Origin of the sequence: Photobacterium sanguinicancri, assembly GCF_024346675.1 — a bacterium.
Classification (GTDB): domain Bacteria; phylum Pseudomonadota; class Gammaproteobacteria; order Enterobacterales; family Vibrionaceae; genus Photobacterium; species Photobacterium sanguinicancri.
The window spans coordinates 836,217-855,953 of sequence record NZ_AP024851.1 but is presented as its reverse complement, the minus strand read 5'-3'; the positions used below and the strand labels follow the sequence as shown (position 1 = coordinate 855,953).

The following is a 19,737-nucleotide window of genomic DNA, read 5'->3' as shown; positions in this document are numbered from 1 at the left end:
TAGCGGCTTCTTATTTTTAAATGTCTCAACGACTTGCGTGAATGTTCGCTGGTAACCGCGCCAACTTCTTTATTGGGTTTTAACCATGGTTCGGCCGTGGCGGTTGATGCTCCGTGTACTCACATGTTCTTAAATTTCTTAGCTATTGCCGCACCATCATCGAGGATGGCCGCTTTCAATATTGTGGTCGGTGCGTTGCTAGGGAAGTGGTTACATTTTGGTGGTTGCCGTAAACAGTAGAATTGTGGGTGATGTTCGCGGCTTTGGTTTTGGCTGCGTTGTTATCAATTTCATCGCAAATGTAAGGTGCGGCTTCACTAGGTAAACCATAGTGCTAACTTTATCGTAGCCGCTATTTTGTGGGTAAACACGCAGTAATTTTTGTGGTTATAGTTTTGAATTTGTCTGCCTTGAGTTAGGTGTTTGTCGCGCTTAATCAGCGCAATTTTTAACTGCATTTCATCATGGCAGGCAAGCTGCTTAATCCAAGTCAAACGGCCGGGTAACAAAGGCATTAAGGTGACGCTTAACACTCGGCGGTTTTGGTTTGAAGTGTATTTGGTTTAGTAAGTTCAGCGTTGGCGCACCTTATGCCAAGGCGTTACCCGACTTGGTTGAGCTCTTTTTGTGTACTTAACTCCGCTGTTGCTGTGCGTTGGTCAATTCCAGAAGTATTCGTATGCAGTAAGAATAGCTCCTCGCTAGTAGCGGCTTCTTGTTTTTAAACGTCTCAATGACTTGCGTGAATGTTCGCTGGTCACCGCGCCAACTTCTGTATTTGGTTTTAACCATGGTTCGGTCGTGGCGGTTGATGCTCCGCGTACTCACTTGTTCTTAAATTTCTCAGCTATTGCCGCACCATCATCGAGGAATGCCGCTTTCAATATTGTGGTCGGTGCGTTGGCAGGGAAGTGGTTACATTTTGGTGGTTGTAGTGACAATGTAATTTTGTTGGTGTTGTTCGCGGCTTTAGTTTGGGCTGCCTTTAAATCAATATTCGCGCAAGATTTTGGTTCATCTTTTCTAGGTAACCCATAGTGCTAACTTCATCGTTGCCGCTATTTTTTAGGTAAACGCGCAGTAATTACCGTGGTTATATTTTTGAATTTTTCTGCCTTGAATTAGGTGTTTGTCACGCTTACTCAGCGCATTTTTTAACTGCATTTCATCATGGCAGGCAAGCTGCTTTAGCCAAGTCGAACGGCCGGGTAACAATGGCATTAATGTGACGCCTGACACTCGGCGGTTTTGGTTTGAAGTGTATTTGGTTTTGTAAGTAATGCGTTGGCGCACCTTATGCCAAGGCGTTATATGCAAAAATGAGTTTATGAGCTAAATAGGGTAGAATTCTACTTTTGAACTGTAGTGAGCCACAAATGAATAAGCCCATCGAACAAAGAATTGGTAATATCGCCTTAGTTGTTGAAAAATATGATGATGCAATTGAATTTTATACCAAAAAACTACAATTTGAACTTGTCGAAGATACTGATTTAGGCGGTGGTAAGCGTTGGGTTCAAATATCTCCACCTAATTCCACGGGTACAAATTTACTATTGGCTCAAGCAAGTAATGATGACCAATTAAAATCAGTTGGCAATCAAGCTGGCGGTCGTGTTTTCTTATTTCTTCAAACTAATGATTTCTGGCGTGACTATGAGTTTATGAAAGCTCAAGGTGTCGAATTTACTGAAGAGCCACGTGTTGAAGAATACGGCACAGTTGTTGTATTTAAAGACTTATACGGTACAAAATGGGACTTATTGCAGTTAAATCAAGCTAACTAAGTCTGTAGCATATAACAAATGCATCAACACGATTTGCTACACTCGGCGTTGTCAGTTTGTCTTTAGTTTCAGTGATTAAGGCAGTAAAATTCAGCTAAGTCTGCATAGTAGCAAACGTGTTATGCAGGCGTTACCCGACTTGGTTGAGTTCTTTTTGTGTACCTAACTCCGCTGTTGCTGTGAGTTGGTCAATTCCAGATAAGTTCGTATGCAGTAAGAATTGTTCGTCGTTTGTAGCGGCTTCTTATTCTTTAAACGTCTCAACGACTTGCGTCAATATTCGCTGGTAACCGCGCCAACTTCTGCATTTGGTTTTCACCATGGTTCGGCCGTGGCGGTTGCTGCTCTGCGTACTTACTCGTTCTTAAATTTCTCAGCTATTGCCTCACCATTATCGAGGATAGCCGCTTTCAATATTGTGGTCGGTTCGTTAGTAGGGAAGTGGTTACATTTTGGTGGTTGCCGTAAGCAGTAAAATTGTGGGTGTTGTTCGCGGCTTTAGTTTGGGCTGCCTTTTAATCAATATTGGCGAACGTTTCTAGTTCATCTTTTCTAGGTAAACCATAGTGCTAACTTCATCGTAGCCGCTATTTTGTGGGTAAACGCGCATTAATTTTAGTGGTTATAGTTTTGAATTTGTCAGCCTTGAGTTGGGTGTTTGTCGCGCTTAATCTGAGTAGTTTTTAATTGCATTTCATCATGGCAGGCAAGCTGCTTTAGCCGAGTCGAACGGCCGGGTAACAATGGCATTAATGTGACGCCTGACACTCGGCGGTTTTGGTCTGAAGTGTATTTGGTTTAGTAAGTTCAGCGTTGGCGCACCTTATGCCAAGGCGTTATGCCAATGAAAGGAAAATTGTATGTTTAAAGCTGTTTTGAAAAACTGTTTACTTATGTTCACATGCATGCGATTCATGCCAAAGCCAATGCTGTTTCTGTACATTTTGCTGTTACTTACAATGCTTCCCATATTGTTACTTGGTTTTTTACCTTGGCCAAATGCAGAGTATAGCCTCAATGGCCAAGAGCTGAACTATTTACAGTTTTGGACTTCTGGATTGGCTGTAGGTTTCCTTTTAGTGTGCTTGGGGATTAACTATATCTGCTTGGTTGTAGCTCAAAAAAGAAAATTAGGGCGTTTAGGTCTTCCATTTGTATGGTTGTTATTTTTTCTACCAATTGCTTTTGATAGCGGTACCGGCTTGGTAATTTGGTGCATTATATCTGTCTCGCTAGTAGGTTATTTTCTGCTAAGTGAAAAGGTAAAAAATTACTTCTATAACTAACTCACTTTTTCCAAAGTATAGTTAATACAATTTGAGTCATCTGCTGTGGCACCAAGTGGTTGGTTTTGGTGTATTCAAAAAGCCTCGGTTCAATCAAACTCAGCGCACAGCATTTATCTAAAAATCCAAAGCATAAAGTCTCCAAGTCATGCCTTGAGGTGTTAAGTGTCATATAATGCACGCGCTGAAAGTTGCTTTGCTTGTAGGGCTGCCGCAATGGGTCAGTTAATGAAAAGTTTGGCATAACAAAAACATCAAGTTGACGCGTTACACTCGGCAGTTTTGGTAGGGAGTCTGGTGCGCTTGGCTGGTTAGTCGTGGCGCAACTTATGTTCGCGTTAAATGGCATTTGGCTTTGGTGTCACAACAATAGTTAAAGGAGTACAAATGGATAATTTTTCGGTGAAAACTAAAGCTATCTATATACCATTTGTTAAGTTGGTTTTTTTTACCCTTAGTGGTCTAGTACTCATGAAGTGGTTGATTGGTGAGCAATTGAGTGCTTTAGGTAATCGTCACCTTTACTTATCTTGGCTTCCTTTTCTACTATCAGCAGTTCTTTGTGTCGTGATGATAAAACCGTTAGGAATACTTACATACAAAGGGAGTATTAGTCGGCCATTGGTTCTTATTGTCATGGTTTTTTATTTTTCTATGTTAATTACAATGGTACAAGACCTACCTCGTTGTTGTTCAAATGAAGTTAAATCATACAATGACCCTTATAAGTTGAATGCAAGTTCATACCAAGGAAATATAACTTTAAATAACTACAATGTCATGAGCGACAAGACTATCGATAAAATAAGTCTTAATAGTCGATCTTCTAGAGGAGGTTCTATAATTTCAATTTCTAATCATGTCTCAGTTCCTTTAAATGTAAGTATGACGGTCTGGAGTGTATTTCCTTTTAGCAAGGATATTAAAGGAAGCTCAAGCGAGAGGGAGCTGGATTCTGCTGTTCATACCCTAAGAGTTACGTCAAGACAGTATGTAAATAGTTACGATTTTTCTGAGGTTAAATACTTTGAATTAATTCCTGATTCTATTTATAGAGATAATTATGTTAGTTCAATTTATGATGAGTACCCCAGATTAAAAGGGGAAAAATTAACGATGCTTTCGCCAAAAACTCTAGGGCTTGAAAAGTCTACATATATTAAGTTGGGTTTTTTATTATTCTTAATGATTTTTGGAGGGATGTGTATATTTGTTTTGATTGAGCTTCAATCATTGAATTCATCTAAAGTAGCGAAGTTGACGAATAGTTCAAGCCATTTAACAAAAACATCAAGGTGACGCATTACACTCGGCGGTTTTGGTTCGGAGTTCGGTGCGCTTGGTGAGTTAGTCGTGGCGCACCTTATGTTCGGCGTTACCCGACTTGGTCCAGTTCTTTTTGCTTACCTAACTCCGCTGTTGTTGTGAGTTGGTCAATTCCAGATAAATCCGTATGCAGTTAGAATCGTTCGTCGGTCATAGCGGCTTTTTATTTTTGAACGTCTCAACGACTTGCGTGAATGTCCGCTGGTAACCGCGCCAACTTCTGTATTTGGTTTTAACCATGGTTCGGCCGTGGCGGTTTATGCTCTGCGTACTCCCAGTTCTTAAATTTCTCAGCTATTGCCGCGCCATCATCGAGGATAGCCGCTTTCAATATTGTGGTCGGTGCGTTGGCAGTGAAGTGGTTACATTTTGGTGGTTGCCGAAAACAGTCTACTTGTGGGCGATGTTCGCAGCTTTAGTTTGGGCTGCCTTTTAATCAATATTGGCGAGCGTTTCTGGTTCATCTTTTCTAGGTAAACCATAGTGCTAACTTCATCGTAGCCGCTATTTTGTAGGTAAACGCGCAGTAATTACCGTGGTTATATTTTTGAATTTGTCAGCCTTGAGTTGAGTGTTTGTCGCGCTTAATAAGCGCCGTTTTTAATTGCATTTCATCATGGCAGGCAAGCTGCTTTAGCCAAGTCGAACGGCCGGGTAACAAAGGCATTAATGTGACGCCTGACACTCGGCGGTTTTGGTCTGAAGTGTATTTGGTTTAGTAAGTTCAGCGTTGGCGCACCTTATGCCAAGGCGTTAGGCATCAGGGTTAGAGTAACGAAAAAAATTCAAAGGAAATGAAATTGATAGATATAAATTCAGAGAAGAAAATTGCAGTCTTAATAGATGCGGAAAACGCTCAATATTCTGTATTAGATGCTGTATTGAAAGAGTTATCAAAACATGGGCATATATTAGTCAAAAAGGCTTATGGGGACTGGAGTTCAGATTGTTTAAAAAACTGGAAGCAACCTTTGAATGAATTGGCTATAAATCCTGTTCAACAATTTTCTTATACTCAAGGTAAAAACTCTTCTGATGCAGCAATGATCATTGATGCAATGGATCTTCTATATTCAAATAAATACGATGCATTTGCCTTAGTTAGCAGTGACAGTGACTTTACAAAACTAGCCTCAAGACTAAAAGAGTCAGAAATCTATGTTTTTGGTGTTGGCAAGAAAATGACACCTGTTGCATTTCGTAACGCGTGTGATGACTTCATGTATACCGAAGTGCTTAGAGAAAGGTACGCGCCGAAAGAAGAACAATCGACTACTAATAATTTAACGGAAAAACCAACGCAAGAAGCAAAGACTATTCGTAGAAAATTACGTCAAGATACTAAGCTTTTGAATATTCTTCGAGGTGCTGCTAGTGAATACCAAGATGAAAATGGCTGGTCTTTCTTAGGACACTGTGGCAGTTTGATAAAACGCCAATATCCTGATTTCAGTTCAAAAAACTACGGCTTTACAACGTTAAGTCAGTTAGTTGAGGCAACTGAGTTGTTTGAAATTCATCGCAAGGAAACTGACTCAGGGGCAGTGCATATCTTCATAAAGGATGCACGAAAAAATGCCTAACAAAGCCATCAATACGACCACCAACGCTCGGCATTTTAGGTGTGAATTAGCTTTTGTGTTTTCGGTGGTTGTATCAACATCATCGTAATACGTTGTGGCGTATTATGGCGAGCGTTACATTTTAAGGATAAACATGATAGGTCAGTGGTTAGGGAAATTTCAAGGAACTAATACTGGTTCCGTAACATTGAATGTTGATGAAAAGAAGAATACCTTTTCAGGGGTTGTTTACTTTATAGAAAGTGACCCAATGATGCCTTCTGTGGTTGTACACTTTGAATTCAATAAAAAAGATATTGTTGATGATATTGTTTCATTTAAAAGCAGTTGGATTAACCCTTTGCAACCTGGAAGTTTCACTGAAACCTCATGGGATCAAGTAAAGAGCTTTTATCCCAACTCGACATTTCCTAGAACGATAGAAGTTAGATTTGAACACTGTGAGCAGCTATTAAAAGTTTCAGCTAAAACTGATATCAATACTGAAGTTTTAGGTGAACTCTTATGCTCAATGACTCAACAGCCATCTTCTCTTGAGTCAACTCCAATGACATGGGAAGAATTTAAGAAATTTATTTTAGATACAGACCAAGAGTTTCTATTTCGTGGTCAGAATGAGCCTTGGAAACTTCAAACGGGTTTCCACCGGAGGGAGCGCTATGATCTGACAAGGTATCAACAAAATGATATCCCTCAGTTACATAGAGCACTAAGTGCCCAAACTTACCATGTATTTGATTTAGGTAGTGCGCAAGAGAATGGAGCTTTCCTAAATTTGGCGCAACATCACGGGTATCCTACGCCATTGTTAGATTGGACTTACTCACCTTATGTAGCTGCTTTCTTCGCATTTAGGGGGATCTCAGAACATCAAGTTGCGGTAAATGGCAATAACAATGCTCGAATTTACATATTTGATGCAAATGCATGGCGTTCTTCATTTATACAAAATCAAAATATGCTGACGGGTCAACTGCACCTTTCAGTAATCGACCTGTTAGCTATTGAAAACAATAGAATGGTTCCACAGCAAGCATCTACAACTGTAACTAATGTTGCAGATATAGAAAGCTATATTCAGCTTCAAGAAAACAACTCAGGTAAAACATTTTTACGCGCAATTGATATTCCGTGGACCGAAAGAAAACTCGTCACTCGTGAACTAAGGCTAATGGGATTAACTGCGGGCTCTATATTTCCAGGTTTAGACGGTACTTGTGAGGAGTTAAAGGATAAAATGTTCGATTGAAAGCTGACCGAACAAATGTAACAAGGCCATCAAGGGTGACGCTTTACACTCGGCAGTTTTGGTTTGAGGTTTAGCTGGCTTGGTGAGTTCATCGTGGCGCACCTTATGGCTGGCGTTACCCGACTTGGTTCAGTTCTTTTTGCTTACTTTACTCCGCTGTCGCTGCTAGTTGGTCAATTCCAGACAAATCCGTATGCAGCTAGAATCGTTCGTCGTTTGTAGCGGCTTCTTGTTTTTAAACGTCTCAACGATTTGCGTGAACGTTCGCTGATAACCGCGCCAACTTATCTATTTGGTTTTAACAATGGTTCGGCCGTGGCGGTTGATACTCCGCGTACTCACTTGTTCTTAAATTTCTCAGCTATAGCCGCATCATTATCGAGGATAGCCGCTTTCAATATTGTGGTCGGTTCGTTGGTAGGGAAGTGGTTACATTTTTGTGGTTGCCGCAAGCAGTCAAATTGTGGGTGTTGTTCGCGGCTTTGGTTTGGGCTGCCTTTTTATCAATATTGGCGAGCGTTTCTGGTTCATCTTTCTAGGTAAACCATAGTGCTAACTTCATCGTAGCCGCTATTTTGTAGGTAAATGCGCAGTAATTTTCGTGGTTATAGTTTTGAATTTGTCAGCCTTGAGTGGGGTGTTTGTCGCGCTGAATCAGCGGAGTTTTTAATTGCATTTCATCATGGCAGGCAAGCTGCTTTAGCCAAATCGAACGGCCGGGTAACAAAGGCATTAATGTGACGCTTAACACTCGGCGGTTTTGGTTTGAAGTATATTTGGTTTAGTAAGTTCAGCGTTGGCGCACCTTATGCCAAGGCGTTATGTAATAGGAAGCAGGAATGAAAGAATTAACAACAATATTAAAACAAGCAACTAATCAGATTGAGAGCTCATATTTTCATTTAGAGCTAGATGGAGGAGATCCAGTATATCGAGAACGTGTATATTGTTATGAACTCTACCATCAGATGAGAAAGTTATGGCCAACAAACACTTCGTATTATCTGAATGGAGAAGTTGATAAATCCGCACATCCTAAACTTGAAAGGTTGAAAGCCGATCATATTAAACCAGATTTCTTAGTTCATCAGCCTGGTAACATGAGAGGGAATCATGCAATTATTGAAGTGAAAACTCAAAAAGCCCAGAGGGGTGGTGTTAAAAAAGACCTTCAATCCCTATCGGATTTTAAAAATATTGTTGGTTATGAAAGAGCAATATATTTGATATACGGCTATGGTTTTGAACCAGAAGGTATGACTAAGTGGATCAGCGAAATTAGTAAAGAAGTAAACAATCTTGCAAGTATTGAGCTATGGTATCAAATCTCTGATTCTGCTGAGGCTTTTCAGCATTGTACTATTGAACCTACTGCGTAAATTACATAACAATCGCATCAACACGATTTGCTACATTCGGCATTCTAGGTTTCTTTGTGTTTACTGTGTTAAGTGGTAAATTTGAGCTTAATCTGCATAGTAGCAAACGTGTTATGCAGGCGTTACCCGACTAGGTTGAATTCTTTTTGTGTACTTAACTCCGCAGTCGCTGTGCGTTGGTCAATTCCAGTGAAATCCGTATGCAGTAAGAATCGTTCGTTGTTCATAGCGGCTTCTTATTTTTAAATGTGTCAACGACTTGCGTGAATGTTCGCTGGTAACCGCGCCAACTTCTTTATTGGGTTTTAACCATGGTTCGGCCGTGGCGGTTGATACTCCGTGTACTTACCAGTTCTTAAATTTCTTAGCTATTGCCGCGCCGTCATCGAGGATAGCCGCTTTCAATATTGTTGTCGGTGCGCTGGCAGGGAAGTGGTTACATTTTGGTGATTACCGTAAACAGTAATTTTGTGGGCGATGTTCGCGGCTTTAGCTTGGGCTGTCTTTTAATCAATATTGGCGAGCGTTTCTGGTTCATCTTTTCTAGGTAAACCATAGTGCTAACTTGATCGTCGCCGCTATTTTGTGGGTAAGCGCGCAGTAATTTCCGAGGTTATAGTTTTGAATTTGTCTGCCTTGGGTTGGGTGTTTGTCGCGCTGAATCAGCGCAGTTTTCAATTGCATTTCATCATGGCAGACAAGCTGCTTTAACCAAGTCGAACGGCCGGGTAACAAAGGCATTAATGTGACGCCTGACACTCGGCGGTTTTGGTATGAAGTGTATTTGGTTTAGTAAGTTCAGCGTTGGCGCACCTTATGCCAAGGCGTTATAAGCCTTATGTTTGGTACTGTTTGCATATACAGTTTCTATGTGATTGAATAGGAAGAAATTATTAGATAACTGTAATTATTATGGAACAAAGTAAGAAAAAACTACGAATTAAGCTTTTTAGTTGGATTGCTGCACTTTGCATAGCACAATTCATGGTAGATAAAGTGATCTTTGATATTCCTAAGCCTATGATGGACAAGGATATTGAATTTTATCAGCCTAAAAGTGATTTAGATTCTAATTTGCGAAATATGAATTTATATATTCATGATAAAGATTTGATATCGGAGCTGAGTATAGAAACTGGTCAAAAAACCGTTAATGATGAATATATGGCCACTTTGCGTGAATACCATAGCCAAATGTTAGAATTGTATAACCTTATATCTTCCAAGCCTGTTCTAATGTCGATCGAGAAGATGACTGATAATATCGTTGCATCTCTTGAATATACTAATTCAGATCAGTGTTTATTCATTGATAATTCAAAAGATATATATAATAAGTTAGTCCAAGAATATCCTTCACTAATTGAAAGGTTAAGCCAAAGACCAGATGCTATTATGCGTATACATCAGCGAATATATAGTGTTAAGCCGGAAAAGAATGAAAATGGTGAGCACAACGTCGATGGAATGGTTGAACGATTAGAGATTATTCGAGATCTAATGCAAGACCCATACTTAGCCGTAAGAAAAGACAATACTGAAGCGTTGCAAGAAATTAACCAGTTCCTAGTTCGTTTCGATGATCTTCATGCGGTCTATACTCGCTGTGCTAAAAGCTATAACAGTGAAGTGAAGAATATGACAGATATCAGGGACGTAGTTAGCTTCCTTATCTTCATAGTATTAACTGTACTCGTTTATCGTAAAGAAATTCTCAGCTAACAATGTAGCTGTCGGCTTATAACAAAGCAATCAAGGTGATGCTTTACACTCGGCGGTTTTGGTATGGAGTTTAATGTGCTTTGCTAGCTCGGTGGGGCACACCTTATTGCAGGCGTTAGGCGTTAGGCGTTTTGTGACTTTTGGTGGTTTCTTTTGGAACGCTGTTCTGTTAACCTGTCCAGGATCAGGTTTTGCTTGTGTCTATACCCATGAACATTAATAAAAGCCCAAAAGAATCTTTGCCCCCTATTCGCTGATGAGCTGGCGAGAATGTGATTTATTGGCAATTTACGTAGTCATTGTGAGCACATGCATAGCTTCCACAACTATCCTGCTTGGGACGGTCGCCAAACGGTGATTACGTCTGGTGAGTTTATACTTCTGGAAATTTGAAGTTTGTAAATTTCAGTAAAAATGAAGAGATTTTTTATACCAGCCCGCAGTCAAACTAAATAGGTATCAAAGTGTCTATCGAATACTTCAACTCTTTCAAATCAGCTGCTGCCTTTGCTGCAAGTAAAGCTCAAGAGTTTGGTGAAACTCTCAAAATACAAAGAGTCGATAGCCGGTTCTACATTGAGTTACCTTATGAGTTGGATGGCCCTGATTCTGACTTGACACCTGAGTCATTAGCACCAAAGTTTGAGTCTGTAGATTCTGTGATTGAGTATGATAGGCATAAAGTTGATAGCGAGCAAAAGTTGCTATATCAAGAGCTTTACGATGATATGGAATCCTACGCGCAAAGTGAAGAATCTGGCTGGTATTTTAATAATAGCGATGACGGCTGGGAAAATAACCTTATAGATCCAGAAAGCGCCTAACAAAGCCATTAATACGACCACCAACGCCCGCCATTTTGGGTATGAATTGGCTGTGGTGTTTTCGGTGGTCTATCAACATGTTCGTAATAAGTTGTGGCGTATTATGGCGAGCGTTACCCGACTTGGTTGAGTTCTTTTTGTGTACCTAACTCCGCTGTTGCTGTGAGTTAGTCAATTCCAGATAAATTCGTATGCAGTAAGAATCGTTCGTCGTTTGTAGCGGCTTCTTATTTTTAAACGTCTCAACGACTTGCGTGAATGTTCGCTGGTAACCGCGCCAACTCCTGTATTTGGTTTTAACCATGGTTCGGCCGTGGCGGTTGATGCTCCGCGTACTTACCAGTTCTTAAATTTCTCATCAATTGCCGCACCATTTTCGAGGATGGCCGCTTTCAATATTGTGGTCGGTTCGTTGGCAGGGAAATGGTTACATTTTGGTGGTTGTAGTGACAATGTAATTTTGTTGGTGTTGTTCGCGGCTTTAGTTTGGGCTGCCTTTAAATCAATATTCGCGCAAGATTTTGGTTCATCTTTTCTAGGTAAACCATAGTGCTAACATCATCGTTGCCGCTATTTTGTGGGTAAACGCGCAGTAATTTTCGTGGTTATAGTTTTGAATTTGTCTGCCTTGAGTTGGGTGTTTGTCGTGCTTAATAAGCGCCGTTTTTAATTGCATTTCATCATGGCAGGCAAGCTGCTTCACTCAAGTCGAACGGCCGGGTAACAATGGCATTAATGTGACGCCTGACACTCGGCGGTTTTGGTTTGAAGTGTATTTGGTTTAGTAAGTTCAGCGTTGGCGCACCTTATGCCAAGGCGTTACCCGACTTGGTTGAGCTCTTTTTGTGTACTTAACTCCGCTGTTGCTGTGCGTTGGTCAATTCCAGAAGTATTCGTATGCAGTAAGAATAGCTCCTCGCTAGTAGCGGCTTCTTGTTTTTAAACGTCTCAATGACTTGCGTGAATGTTCGCTGGTCACCGCGCCAACTTCTGTATTTGGTTTTAACCATGGTTCGGTCGTGGCGGTTGATGCTCCGCGTACTCACTTGTTCTTAAATTTCTCAGCTATTGCCGCACCATCATCGAGGAATGCCGCTTTCAATATTGTGGTCGGTGCGTTGGCAGGGAAGTGGTTACATTTTGGTGGTTGTAGTGACAATGTAATTTTGTTGGTGTTGTTCGCGGCTTTAGTTTGGGCTGCCTTTAAATCAATATTCGCGCAAGATTTTGGTTCATCTTTTCTAGGTAACCCATAGTGCTAACTTCATCGTTGCCGCTATTTTTTAGGTAAACGCGCAGTAATTACCGTGGTTATATTTTTGAATTTTTCTGCCTTGAATTAGGTGTTTGTCACGCTTACTCAGCGCATTTTTTAACTGCATTTCATCATGGCAGGCAAGCTGCTTTAGCCAAGTCGAACGGCCGGGTAACAATGGCATTAATGTGACGCCTGACACTCGGCGGTTTTGGTTTGAAGTGTATTTGGTTTTGTAAGTAATGCGTTGGCGCACCTTATGCCAAGGCGTTAAATGCTATTTTTAGAGTCCAACTAGAATTAGGGGCAGAGGTTATGAAAATTGAGCAAGATCTACGGTCGAAATCTGTTCCTCAAATTAAAAGGGCTGTTTCTAAAATAACTAAAGAAAGGCTTGAAAATTATGAGGAAGCTCTATTATCTGCGTTGGAATTTTTGATTTCTAAGCCGAAATCATGGCGAGTACTTTCACTTGTCATTAGAGCTATCGGTATTACAGGAACTAAAAGCTCTATACCTTACCTCAAAGAGTTAGTAAAAAAAGATTTTGAGGCTACTGTACTTTATCGAGATCTAGGCTTTTCTATATGCTTGTTGGCAGACATCGCAAACAATAGAGTTAACTTCCTAATCAGTTTGCTCGATACCTCTAATGAACTTCTTCTCTCTGGTGCGTGTTCAGCAATTTTATATTCAGGATTTATCCCGTGCGAACAAGATATCAAGATGGTTCTTGATAGGGTCGTAAAATATGAACAGTGTGAAGGTCAAGTAATTACGCCAAGATGTTACATTGCAGCAGCCTGTTATTCTTGGCCTCAATTACAAACTAAAGAGTTTCTAAAAAATTGTACAAAATCATCTTGGGTGGGTTTAGTAGATATTGCTAACGATTCACTTGCAGGCAAAAAAACAAAATATGTACTTGTGTAGTAGAGCATTTAACAAAGCAATCAAGGTGATGCGTTACACTCGGCGGTTTTGGTATGGAGTTCTGTGCGCTTTGCTGGTTCAGTGGGGCACACCTTATTGCAGGCGTTATAAGCTCTAGAAATTCAACTGTTTTTCAGCATAGTTTTGAATAAGTCTTCTGCCTTCTTAACACCTTCAGGAGTGACAACGACAGATTTGTTCTTGTTGGCAGGGTCGAGGATTAATCCTTTCTCATGTAAATGGTTCATTACTTCAAAATCGATTCCTTTCCAAGCTCGACAGGAGCCATCAAAATCAGATTTGTCGTGAAGTGTCAGATACATTAAGGCTAATGCCAACTCTGCTGCTTTATCAATGTCATAGTCCATTGTAAGACCTCAATAAACTGGTAAATGTACAATTAGTTAAGTGTAACAGTGTGGGCTTATTAAGCTACAGCTTATGTTAGACGCTATACCCCAAAGGAATACCTATGCCGTTTGATTTAGATGAAAAATTCATTGTTGAAGCTGAGTCAGTTTTGACTGGTTCCCTTCCTGATAGTTACAGGCTTGCCATGATGCAAAGTAATGGTGGTGAGCTGGAAGTTGATGATGAAGGATGGGAGCAATACCCAATTCTCGATAAAACAGATAGAAAGCGTCTTTCTCGAAGCTGCAATAACATAATCACGGAGACTGAATCATGCATGGGTTTCAGTTGTTTTCCCGAGAACGCAGTTGCAATAGCAAGTAATGGTTGTGGTGACCAATTAGTCTTGCTGAAAGAGGATAGTGTGTTTTTAGAGCCGGTTTACCTTTGGTGTCACGAGACAGGCGAGTTAGCATTAGTAGCTAATAAATTCAGTGAGTTAGCCCGCTTATAACAAGGCCATCAAGGTGATGCTTTACACTCGGCGGTTTTGGTATGGAGTTCGGTGCGCTTTATTGGTTCAGTGGGGCACACCTTATGGCTGGCGTTACCCGACTTGGTTCAGTTCTTTTTGTGTACTTAACTCCGCTGTCGCTGTGAGTTGGTCAATTCCAGATAAATTCATATGCAGTAAGAATCGTTCATCGTTTGTAGCGGCTTCTTATTTTTAAACGCCTCAAAGACTTGCGTGAATGTTCGCTGGTAACCGCGCCAATTTCTGTATTTGGTTTTAACCATGATTCGGCCGTGGCGGTTGATGCTCCTCGTACTTACTCGTTCTTAAATTTCTCAGCTATTGCCTCGCCATTTTCGAGGATAGCCGCTTTTAATATTGTGGTCGGTTCGCTGGCAGGGAAGTGGTTACATTTTGGTGGTTTCCGAAAGAAATAGAATTGTGGGCGATGTTCGCGGCTTTAGTTTGGGTTGCCTTTTAATCAATATCGGCGAGCGTTTCTGGTTCATCTTTTCTAGGTAAACCATAGTGCTAACATCACCGTTGCCGCTATTTTGTGGGTAAACGCGCAGTAATTTTCGTGGTTATAGTTTTGAATTTGTCTGCCTTGAGTTGGGTGTTTGTCGCGCTTAATAAGCGCCGTTTTTAATTGCATTTCATCATGGCAGGCAAGCTGCTTTAGCCAAGTCGAACGGCCGGGTAACAAAGGCATTAATGTGACGCTTAACACTCGGCGGTTTTGGTTTGAAGTGTATTTGGTTTAGTAAGTTCAGCGTTGGCGCACCTTATGCCAAGGCGTTAGGTTTCTCGGGAGTATTATGTACCTATTAGACAGAACAAAATTGAAGCCTGGAGATATCATTCTCACTCGCTCGAATGAAAAGAACAGCTCGCTTATTTGTAAGATTACTAAATCAGATTTTTCACATGCGATTTTGCATGTTGGTGAATCGAGCTATATTCATTCAGACCCTTATGGGGTTCATTCTAGTAATATTCAACGGTTACTAATAGATGAACTTCGATTCGCAAAAGTTGTGCGAGTAGACAATCCTGTTGCAATAGAAAAAGCAATAGCTTATGCACGTTTACAAGTTGGAACTTCATATTCCAAGGTTAGTGCTGCCAATGCGTTCGCTAAAGTTTTTACAAAACTTGATGCTAAAAGGCAGTTTTGCTCCCGCTTGGTTGCAAAAGCGTTTGAGTCGGCAGGCGTAAGACTTGTTGCAAACAGTGATGCATGTTTACCGCAAGAAATCGCTGATTCTATTTTTGTACATGAAGTTAAAGATTGTGTTTATCAAGCGGAGCCAGAAGAAATCGAGTTTGCTAACAGTTTTGACCCGATAAAGAAGCAAACTGAAATCACAAACAGCATACTCAAATCTACTCGAAAGTTGTTAGGTAACAAAATTCAGTCACTTTCAGATATTACTTCAGCTCTTATCGCCGACCCTAAATACGATAATGAGATTACTAAAATCTATGAATCCTCTGGTTACTTAACTATGTGGGTATATGAGCAAGAACGGAACCCATGGCGATATAGCGTTGATTTATTTAGAGCTTTGCCATTGTCAGAAAGTGAGCAATACGCACTAGCTACGCGAGAGTTAAAAATTGCCAATAGGTTACTTGGTTTGTACAAAAATAACCTTGAACAATATTTTTATATCAGAGAGTTACATGGTTTGAAGTATGCCAACCAACAATTTATCTTATACAAGAAATTGGTTGAAAATGCTCTTGATCATAAGTTTACAGCTGAAGATATTCTAGGAAAATAAACCTAACAAGACAATCAAGGTGATGCTTTACACTCGGCGGTTTTAGTATGGAGTTCAGTGTGCTTTGTGGGTTCAATGGGGCACACCTTATTGCAGGCGTTAGCAGTAAAGGGTAAGTTCATTATAAAAGGTTATTTTTGAATGAATATAGATGAAATTGCAAGTCAGTATATTCTGGCTGCAGAAAAGTTGTTTGGACTAATGTGTTCGGATTGGACTTATTGGGGAGTTGAGTTTAATCAGCAACAACCTCATCTTCGTTACTATCCTGATACTGGAAATGTAGCTATCTCGCTAAGCGAAAGAGCAAAAAACGATGAAATACAGCTTCGCTTTCAGTTGGCTCATGAAGTTTGTCATTTACTTTATCCGACAATGGATAAAGATACTCATATAATGGAAAAAACTACTTTTTTAAATGAAGGTGTTTCTACTTATTTTTCTATTTTTGCGATCCATGAACTATGTAATAGCCAAGATATTGTTAATAACCTAAAAGAACACAATAATGATTATTATCAATCTTTCTTTATGGTAAATGAGTTGTTAACAATTGATGTGGATGCAATAAAAAAACTAAGAGTAGTTCAACCTAAATTAAACCGTATAACTTCGCATGATTTTGAACTGGCAGACGTGAAAATTCCAGAAGAGCTCATATCAAAATTGATAAATACTTTTTCCTGATGAAATTTACTGCTAACAAAGCAATCAAGGTGATGCGTTACACTCGGCGGTCTTGGTATGGAGTTCAGTGTGCTTTGTTGGTTCTGTGGGGCACACCTTATTGCAGGCGTTAAGCCGAGGAAATAAATTGCGAGTATTAAATCAATATATAAAAGAAGTATTGTGGTTCATCTTAGGTGTGTACTTTGCGTGCGTAATTTTTGCCTATGCTACAAGCGAATCTAAAGATCTTGTTAGTGTACTTAACTCATTGGGTGGCTTTATTTCTGGAGGCGGTGCAATCGCTGCGATACTTACTCTTATTCATTTGGTATATGACAAAATTAATTCAAAAATTAATGAAGAAGTGAGTTATGGGAACTACATTCTCCTCACTTTAGAGAGGCAGATAACTTTCCTCAAGATGCAATCTGAAACACTGTCTCAATTTGATAGAGGCTCTGAGAAAGAGTTGCCATACACGATACCTGTCATTAGTTTTGATCAATCACTGAGCCACCAAATTAATTTGGAAAAAGGTATTTTTCTATTAAGTGGTAGTAAGCCTGAGGTTCTTGCTCAAGTAGACGCCGTTCAACGCAATTTTGCTAATTTGTCAGAGCGCTGGCAGCAAAGAAATGAACTTTGGTATGAATATCATCATAGTATATCTTCTGCATATGGTACAGATGTCGTAATTTCTAGAAATGATGCCATATCTATATTAGGAGAGACTAAAATTCTAGCTCTAGAGCAAGCAACAGAGGATGTATTATCTTTACTGCCAAACTCAATAAGAGATTTACCGAAAGTACATAAAAATTTAGCTCAGCTGATGATAACCGATTACCCAAGGTGTAGAGTTCTGGTGTTAAACTCGGCTTAACAAAGCCATCAATACGACCACCAACGCTCGGCATTCTAGGTGTGAATTGGCTGTGGTGTTTTCGGTGGTCTATCAACATTATCGTAATACGTTGTGGCGTATTATGGCGAGCGTTAAGTCTCAAAGGAAGTAACCTTATGAATATTGAGTACTTTAAAAAGTTTGAAAACGAGCTTAATTCTGGATTGAAAAAGCAGGCAGCAAATTCGGTTCAGTTGTTTATTAATTCGTTTAAAGACGAATACGAAATACGAGCTTGGGTGTGGGAATATCTGCCGAAGCTAGAGAAGAATACTCATTGTTGTATTCGACATGAACTCTTTATAAGCCTTGTTTACCCTACTCTAAAGAAAGGATTCGAAGTAGGGCATTATGATTCGACACTATGGCTTGGAAAGTTAGCTCAAAACATATATCAAACGAAAGGTGCTTTTGAAGAGCTTGGTTCATTAGCTGAAATGGGTTTTTACCGTAAGTGCTTAGAGTTAGATTCCAACCGTATTGAAGGCAAAGAGCTCTTACTCAGTTGTCTCCTAGATTGGTTCTCATTTTGTGAGCATGAATGGCCAGCAGGCATTCTTTATGGTAACAACGGAGCAACGGTTGAACAGTGTTTTGAAATTAGGCAAGAAGCTGAGTTTGCACGTTCATTGACGGTAAATGAAAACGAACAAGCTTTTATTGTTCAATTTTTAATTAAGCTTGATCAGTACGAAAGAGACTTAACAAGGCAATCAAGGTGATGCCTTACACACGGCGGTTTTGGTACGGAGTTTGGTGTGTTTTGTTGGTTCAGTGGGGCACACCTTATTGCAGGCGTTACCCGACTTGGTTGAGTTCTTTTTGCTTACCTAATTCCGCTGTTGTTGTGAGTTGGTCAATTCCAGATAAATCCGTATGCAGTAAGAGTCGCTCCTCGTTTATAGCGGCTTCTTGTTTTTAAACATCTCAATGACTTGCGTGAATGTTCGCTGGTAACCGCGCCAACTTCTGTATTTGGTTTTAACCATGGTTCGGCCGTGGCGGTCGATGCTCCGCGTGCTCACCAGTTCTTAAATTTCTCAGCTATTGCCGCGTCATTATCGAGGAATGCCGCTTTCAATATTGTGGTCGGTGCGTTGGTAGGGAAGTGGTTACATTTTGGTGGTTGCCGAAAACAGTCTACTTGTGGTCGATGTTCGCGGCTTTAGCTTGGGCTGCCTTTTTATCAATATTGGCGAATGTTTCTGGTTCATCTTTTCTAGGTAAACCATAGCGCTAACAGCATCGTAGCCGCTATTTTGTGGGTAAACGCGCAGTAATTTTAGTGGTTATAGTTTTGAATTTGTCTGCCTTTAGTTGGGTGTTTGTCGCGCTTAATCAGCACAGTTTTTAATTGCACTTCATCATGGCAGGCAAGCTGCTTTAACCAAGTCAAACGGCCGGGTAACAAAGGCATTAATGTGACGCCTGACACTCGGCGGTTTTGGTTTGAAGTGTATTTGGTTTTGTAAGTTCAGCGTTGGCGCACCTTATGCCAAGGCGTTACCCGACTAGGTTGAGTTCTTTTTGCTTACTTTACTCCGCAGTCGCTGTGTGTTGGTCAATTCCAGATAAATTCGTATGCAGTTAGAATCATTCTTTGTTCATAGCGGCTTCTTATTTTTAAACGTCTCAATGACTTGCGTGAATGTTCGCTGGTAACCGCGCCAACTTCTGTATTTGGTTTTAACCATGGTTCGGCGGTGGCGGTTGTTATTCCGCGTACTTACCTGTTCTTAAATTTCTCAGCTATTGCCGCGTCATCATCGAGGAATGCCGCTTTCAACATTGTGGTCGGTGCGCTGGCAGGGAAGTGGTTACATTTTGGTGGTTGCCGTTAGAAGCAAAATTGTGGGCGATGTTAGCGGCTTTAGTTGGGCAGCCTTTTTATCCGTATTCGCGTACGTTTCAGGTTCATCTTTTCTAGATAAACCATAGTGCTAACTTCATCGCTGCCGCTATTTTGTGGGTAAATGCGCAGTAATTTCCGTGGTTATAGTTTTGAATTTGTCTGCCTTTAGTGGGGTGTTTGTCGCGCTTAATCAGCGCAGTCTTTAATTGCACTTCATCATGGCAGGCAAGCTGCTTTAGCCAAGTCGAACGGCCGGGTAACAAAGGCATTAAGGTGACGCCTGACATTCGGCGGTTTTGGTTTGAAGTGTATTTGG

30 protein-coding genes are annotated in these 19,737 nt (G+C 40.5%); 22 read left to right on the top strand and 8 right to left on the bottom strand.

Annotated features, from left to right (window positions below):
- Positions 1–33: 33 nt before the first annotated feature.
- The gene (locus tag OCU87_RS20845) at positions 34–240 is read left to right on the top strand and encodes a hypothetical protein (RefSeq protein WP_261859301.1); all 207 of its coding nucleotides are present in this window, start codon (positions 34–36) and stop codon (positions 238–240) included.
- Positions 241–317: 77 nt separating this feature from the next.
- Here OCU87_RS20845 and OCU87_RS20840 read toward each other — a convergent pair whose 3' ends face one another.
- Positions 318–515: a hypothetical protein gene (locus OCU87_RS20840; protein WP_261859300.1), complete on the bottom strand. Its 198-nt coding sequence runs from the start codon at positions 513–515 to the stop codon at positions 318–320.
- A 223-nt stretch (positions 516–738) separates the two neighbouring features.
- Between OCU87_RS20840 and OCU87_RS20835 the strand changes: the two genes are divergently transcribed.
- On the top strand, positions 739–1,038 hold the full coding sequence (locus OCU87_RS20835) for a hypothetical protein (RefSeq protein ID WP_261859287.1): 300 nt from the start codon (positions 739–741) through the stop codon (positions 1,036–1,038).
- A gap of 27 nt (positions 1,039–1,065) precedes the next feature.
- On the opposite strand, the gene OCU87_RS20830 is transcribed toward OCU87_RS20835, so the two are convergent.
- Positions 1,066–1,221 carry a hypothetical protein gene (locus OCU87_RS20830; RefSeq protein ID WP_261859286.1) on the bottom strand — a complete coding sequence of 52 codons (156 nt, stop codon included), beginning with the start codon at positions 1,219–1,221 and terminating at the stop codon, positions 1,066–1,068.
- Positions 1,222–1,376: 155 nt separating this feature from the next.
- Between OCU87_RS20830 and OCU87_RS20825 the strand changes: the two genes are divergently transcribed.
- The 8 genes from OCU87_RS20825 to OCU87_RS20790 all read left to right on the top strand — a co-directional run bounded on the left by OCU87_RS20825 (position 1,377) and on the right by OCU87_RS20790 (position 9,076).
- Entirely contained in the window at positions 1,377–1,787 is a 411-nt protein-coding gene (locus OCU87_RS20825) for a VOC family protein (protein WP_261859299.1), read from the top strand.
- Between the two features lie 268 nt (positions 1,788–2,055).
- Positions 2,056–2,262: a hypothetical protein gene (locus OCU87_RS20820; protein WP_261859298.1), complete on the top strand. Its 207-nt coding sequence runs from the start codon at positions 2,056–2,058 to the stop codon at positions 2,260–2,262.
- A gap of 385 nt (positions 2,263–2,647) precedes the next feature.
- A complete protein-coding gene (locus OCU87_RS20815; protein ID WP_261859297.1) occupies positions 2,648–3,073 on the top strand; it encodes a hypothetical protein in 426 nt (141 codons plus the stop codon).
- 387 nt (positions 3,074–3,460) lie between these two features.
- Positions 3,461–4,372 (top strand): hypothetical protein, encoded by a 912-nt coding sequence (locus OCU87_RS20810; protein WP_261859296.1) that lies wholly within the window; start codon positions 3,461–3,463, stop codon positions 4,370–4,372.
- Positions 4,373–5,199: 827 nt separating this feature from the next.
- Positions 5,200–5,982 (top strand): NYN domain-containing protein, encoded by a 783-nt coding sequence (locus OCU87_RS20805; protein ID WP_261859295.1) that lies wholly within the window; start codon positions 5,200–5,202, stop codon positions 5,980–5,982.
- Between the two features lie 133 nt (positions 5,983–6,115).
- Entirely contained in the window at positions 6,116–7,231 is a 1,116-nt protein-coding gene (locus OCU87_RS20800) for an FRG domain-containing protein (protein ID WP_261859294.1), read from the top strand.
- Positions 7,232–8,070: 839 nt separating this feature from the next.
- Entirely contained in the window at positions 8,071–8,610 is a 540-nt protein-coding gene (locus tag OCU87_RS20795) for a hypothetical protein (protein ID WP_261859293.1), read from the top strand.
- Positions 8,611–8,869: 259 nt separating this feature from the next.
- Positions 8,870–9,076, top strand: coding sequence for a hypothetical protein (locus OCU87_RS20790; RefSeq protein ID WP_261859292.1), 207 nt, complete (start codon positions 8,870–8,872; stop codon positions 9,074–9,076).
- 77 nt (positions 9,077–9,153) lie between these two features.
- Here OCU87_RS20790 and OCU87_RS20785 read toward each other — a convergent pair whose 3' ends face one another.
- On the bottom strand, positions 9,154–9,351 hold the full coding sequence (locus OCU87_RS20785) for a hypothetical protein (protein ID WP_261859291.1): 198 nt from the start codon (positions 9,349–9,351) through the stop codon (positions 9,154–9,156).
- Between the two features lie 171 nt (positions 9,352–9,522).
- Here OCU87_RS20785 and OCU87_RS20780 point away from each other — a divergent pair, with 171 nt between their 5' ends.
- The 4 genes from OCU87_RS20780 (at position 9,523) to OCU87_RS20765 (ending at position 12,412) form a co-directional block, all read left to right on the top strand.
- Positions 9,523–10,332, top strand: coding sequence for a hypothetical protein (locus tag OCU87_RS20780; RefSeq protein WP_261859290.1), 810 nt, complete (start codon positions 9,523–9,525; stop codon positions 10,330–10,332).
- Positions 10,333–10,796: 464 nt separating this feature from the next.
- Positions 10,797–11,156 (top strand): hypothetical protein, encoded by a 360-nt coding sequence (locus OCU87_RS20775; protein ID WP_261859289.1) that lies wholly within the window; start codon positions 10,797–10,799, stop codon positions 11,154–11,156.
- A 250-nt stretch (positions 11,157–11,406) separates the two neighbouring features.
- Positions 11,407–11,706: a hypothetical protein gene (locus OCU87_RS20770; RefSeq protein ID WP_261859288.1), complete on the top strand. Its 300-nt coding sequence runs from the start codon at positions 11,407–11,409 to the stop codon at positions 11,704–11,706.
- Between the two features lie 406 nt (positions 11,707–12,112).
- A complete protein-coding gene (locus OCU87_RS20765; protein WP_261859287.1) occupies positions 12,113–12,412 on the top strand; it encodes a hypothetical protein in 300 nt (99 codons plus the stop codon).
- Positions 12,413–12,439: 27 nt separating this feature from the next.
- On the opposite strand, the gene OCU87_RS20760 is transcribed toward OCU87_RS20765, so the two are convergent.
- Positions 12,440–12,595, bottom strand: coding sequence for a hypothetical protein (locus tag OCU87_RS20760; protein ID WP_261859286.1), 156 nt, complete (start codon positions 12,593–12,595; stop codon positions 12,440–12,442).
- Between the two features lie 131 nt (positions 12,596–12,726).
- Here OCU87_RS20760 and OCU87_RS20755 point away from each other — a divergent pair, with 131 nt between their 5' ends.
- A complete protein-coding gene (locus OCU87_RS20755) occupies positions 12,727–13,344 on the top strand; it encodes a hypothetical protein (protein ID WP_261859285.1) in 618 nt (205 codons plus the stop codon).
- A gap of 122 nt (positions 13,345–13,466) precedes the next feature.
- Here OCU87_RS20755 and OCU87_RS20750 read toward each other — a convergent pair whose 3' ends face one another.
- The gene (locus tag OCU87_RS20750) at positions 13,467–13,712 is read right to left on the bottom strand and encodes a DUF6429 family protein (protein ID WP_261859284.1); all 246 of its coding nucleotides are present in this window, start codon (positions 13,710–13,712) and stop codon (positions 13,467–13,469) included.
- Positions 13,713–13,816: 104 nt separating this feature from the next.
- Between OCU87_RS20750 and OCU87_RS20745 the strand changes: the two genes are divergently transcribed.
- On the top strand, positions 13,817–14,209 hold the full coding sequence (locus OCU87_RS20745) for an SMI1/KNR4 family protein (protein WP_261859283.1): 393 nt from the start codon (positions 13,817–13,819) through the stop codon (positions 14,207–14,209).
- A 230-nt stretch (positions 14,210–14,439) separates the two neighbouring features.
- The gene (locus tag OCU87_RS20740; RefSeq protein ID WP_261859282.1) at positions 14,440–14,646 is read left to right on the top strand and encodes a hypothetical protein; all 207 of its coding nucleotides are present in this window, start codon (positions 14,440–14,442) and stop codon (positions 14,644–14,646) included.
- 77 nt (positions 14,647–14,723) lie between these two features.
- Here the strand turns inward: OCU87_RS20740 and OCU87_RS20735 are convergent, their stop codons facing one another.
- Positions 14,724–14,921: a hypothetical protein gene (locus tag OCU87_RS20735; protein ID WP_261859281.1), complete on the bottom strand. Its 198-nt coding sequence runs from the start codon at positions 14,919–14,921 to the stop codon at positions 14,724–14,726.
- A 106-nt stretch (positions 14,922–15,027) separates the two neighbouring features.
- Between OCU87_RS20735 and OCU87_RS20730 the strand changes: the two genes are divergently transcribed.
- The 4 genes from OCU87_RS20730 (at position 15,028) to OCU87_RS20715 (ending at position 18,291) form a co-directional block, all read left to right on the top strand.
- On the top strand, positions 15,028–15,996 hold the full coding sequence (locus OCU87_RS20730; protein WP_261859280.1) for a YiiX/YebB-like N1pC/P60 family cysteine hydrolase: 969 nt from the start codon (positions 15,028–15,030) through the stop codon (positions 15,994–15,996).
- Between the two features lie 141 nt (positions 15,997–16,137).
- Positions 16,138–16,683: a hypothetical protein gene (locus OCU87_RS20725; RefSeq protein ID WP_261859279.1), complete on the top strand. Its 546-nt coding sequence runs from the start codon at positions 16,138–16,140 to the stop codon at positions 16,681–16,683.
- A gap of 127 nt (positions 16,684–16,810) precedes the next feature.
- Complete coding sequence (locus OCU87_RS20720; RefSeq protein WP_261859278.1) at positions 16,811–17,548, top strand: hypothetical protein; 738 nt, start codon at positions 16,811–16,813, stop codon at positions 17,546–17,548.
- Positions 17,549–17,685: 137 nt separating this feature from the next.
- Complete coding sequence (locus OCU87_RS20715; protein WP_261859277.1) at positions 17,686–18,291, top strand: hypothetical protein; 606 nt, start codon at positions 17,686–17,688, stop codon at positions 18,289–18,291.
- 560 nt (positions 18,292–18,851) lie between these two features.
- On the opposite strand, the gene OCU87_RS20710 is transcribed toward OCU87_RS20715, so the two are convergent.
- The gene (locus OCU87_RS20710) at positions 18,852–18,986 is read right to left on the bottom strand and encodes a hypothetical protein (RefSeq protein ID WP_261859276.1); all 135 of its coding nucleotides are present in this window, start codon (positions 18,984–18,986) and stop codon (positions 18,852–18,854) included.
- A 223-nt stretch (positions 18,987–19,209) separates the two neighbouring features.
- On the opposite strand from OCU87_RS20710, the gene OCU87_RS20705 reads away from it, so the two are divergent.
- Positions 19,210–19,410, top strand: a complete 201-nt coding sequence (locus tag OCU87_RS20705; protein WP_261859275.1) for a hypothetical protein — start codon at positions 19,210–19,212, stop codon at positions 19,408–19,410.
- 82 nt (positions 19,411–19,492) lie between these two features.
- Here the strand turns inward: OCU87_RS20705 and OCU87_RS20700 are convergent, their stop codons facing one another.
- Complete coding sequence (locus OCU87_RS20700) at positions 19,493–19,690, bottom strand: hypothetical protein (protein ID WP_261859274.1); 198 nt, start codon at positions 19,688–19,690, stop codon at positions 19,493–19,495.
- Positions 19,691–19,737 lie beyond the last annotated feature (47 nt).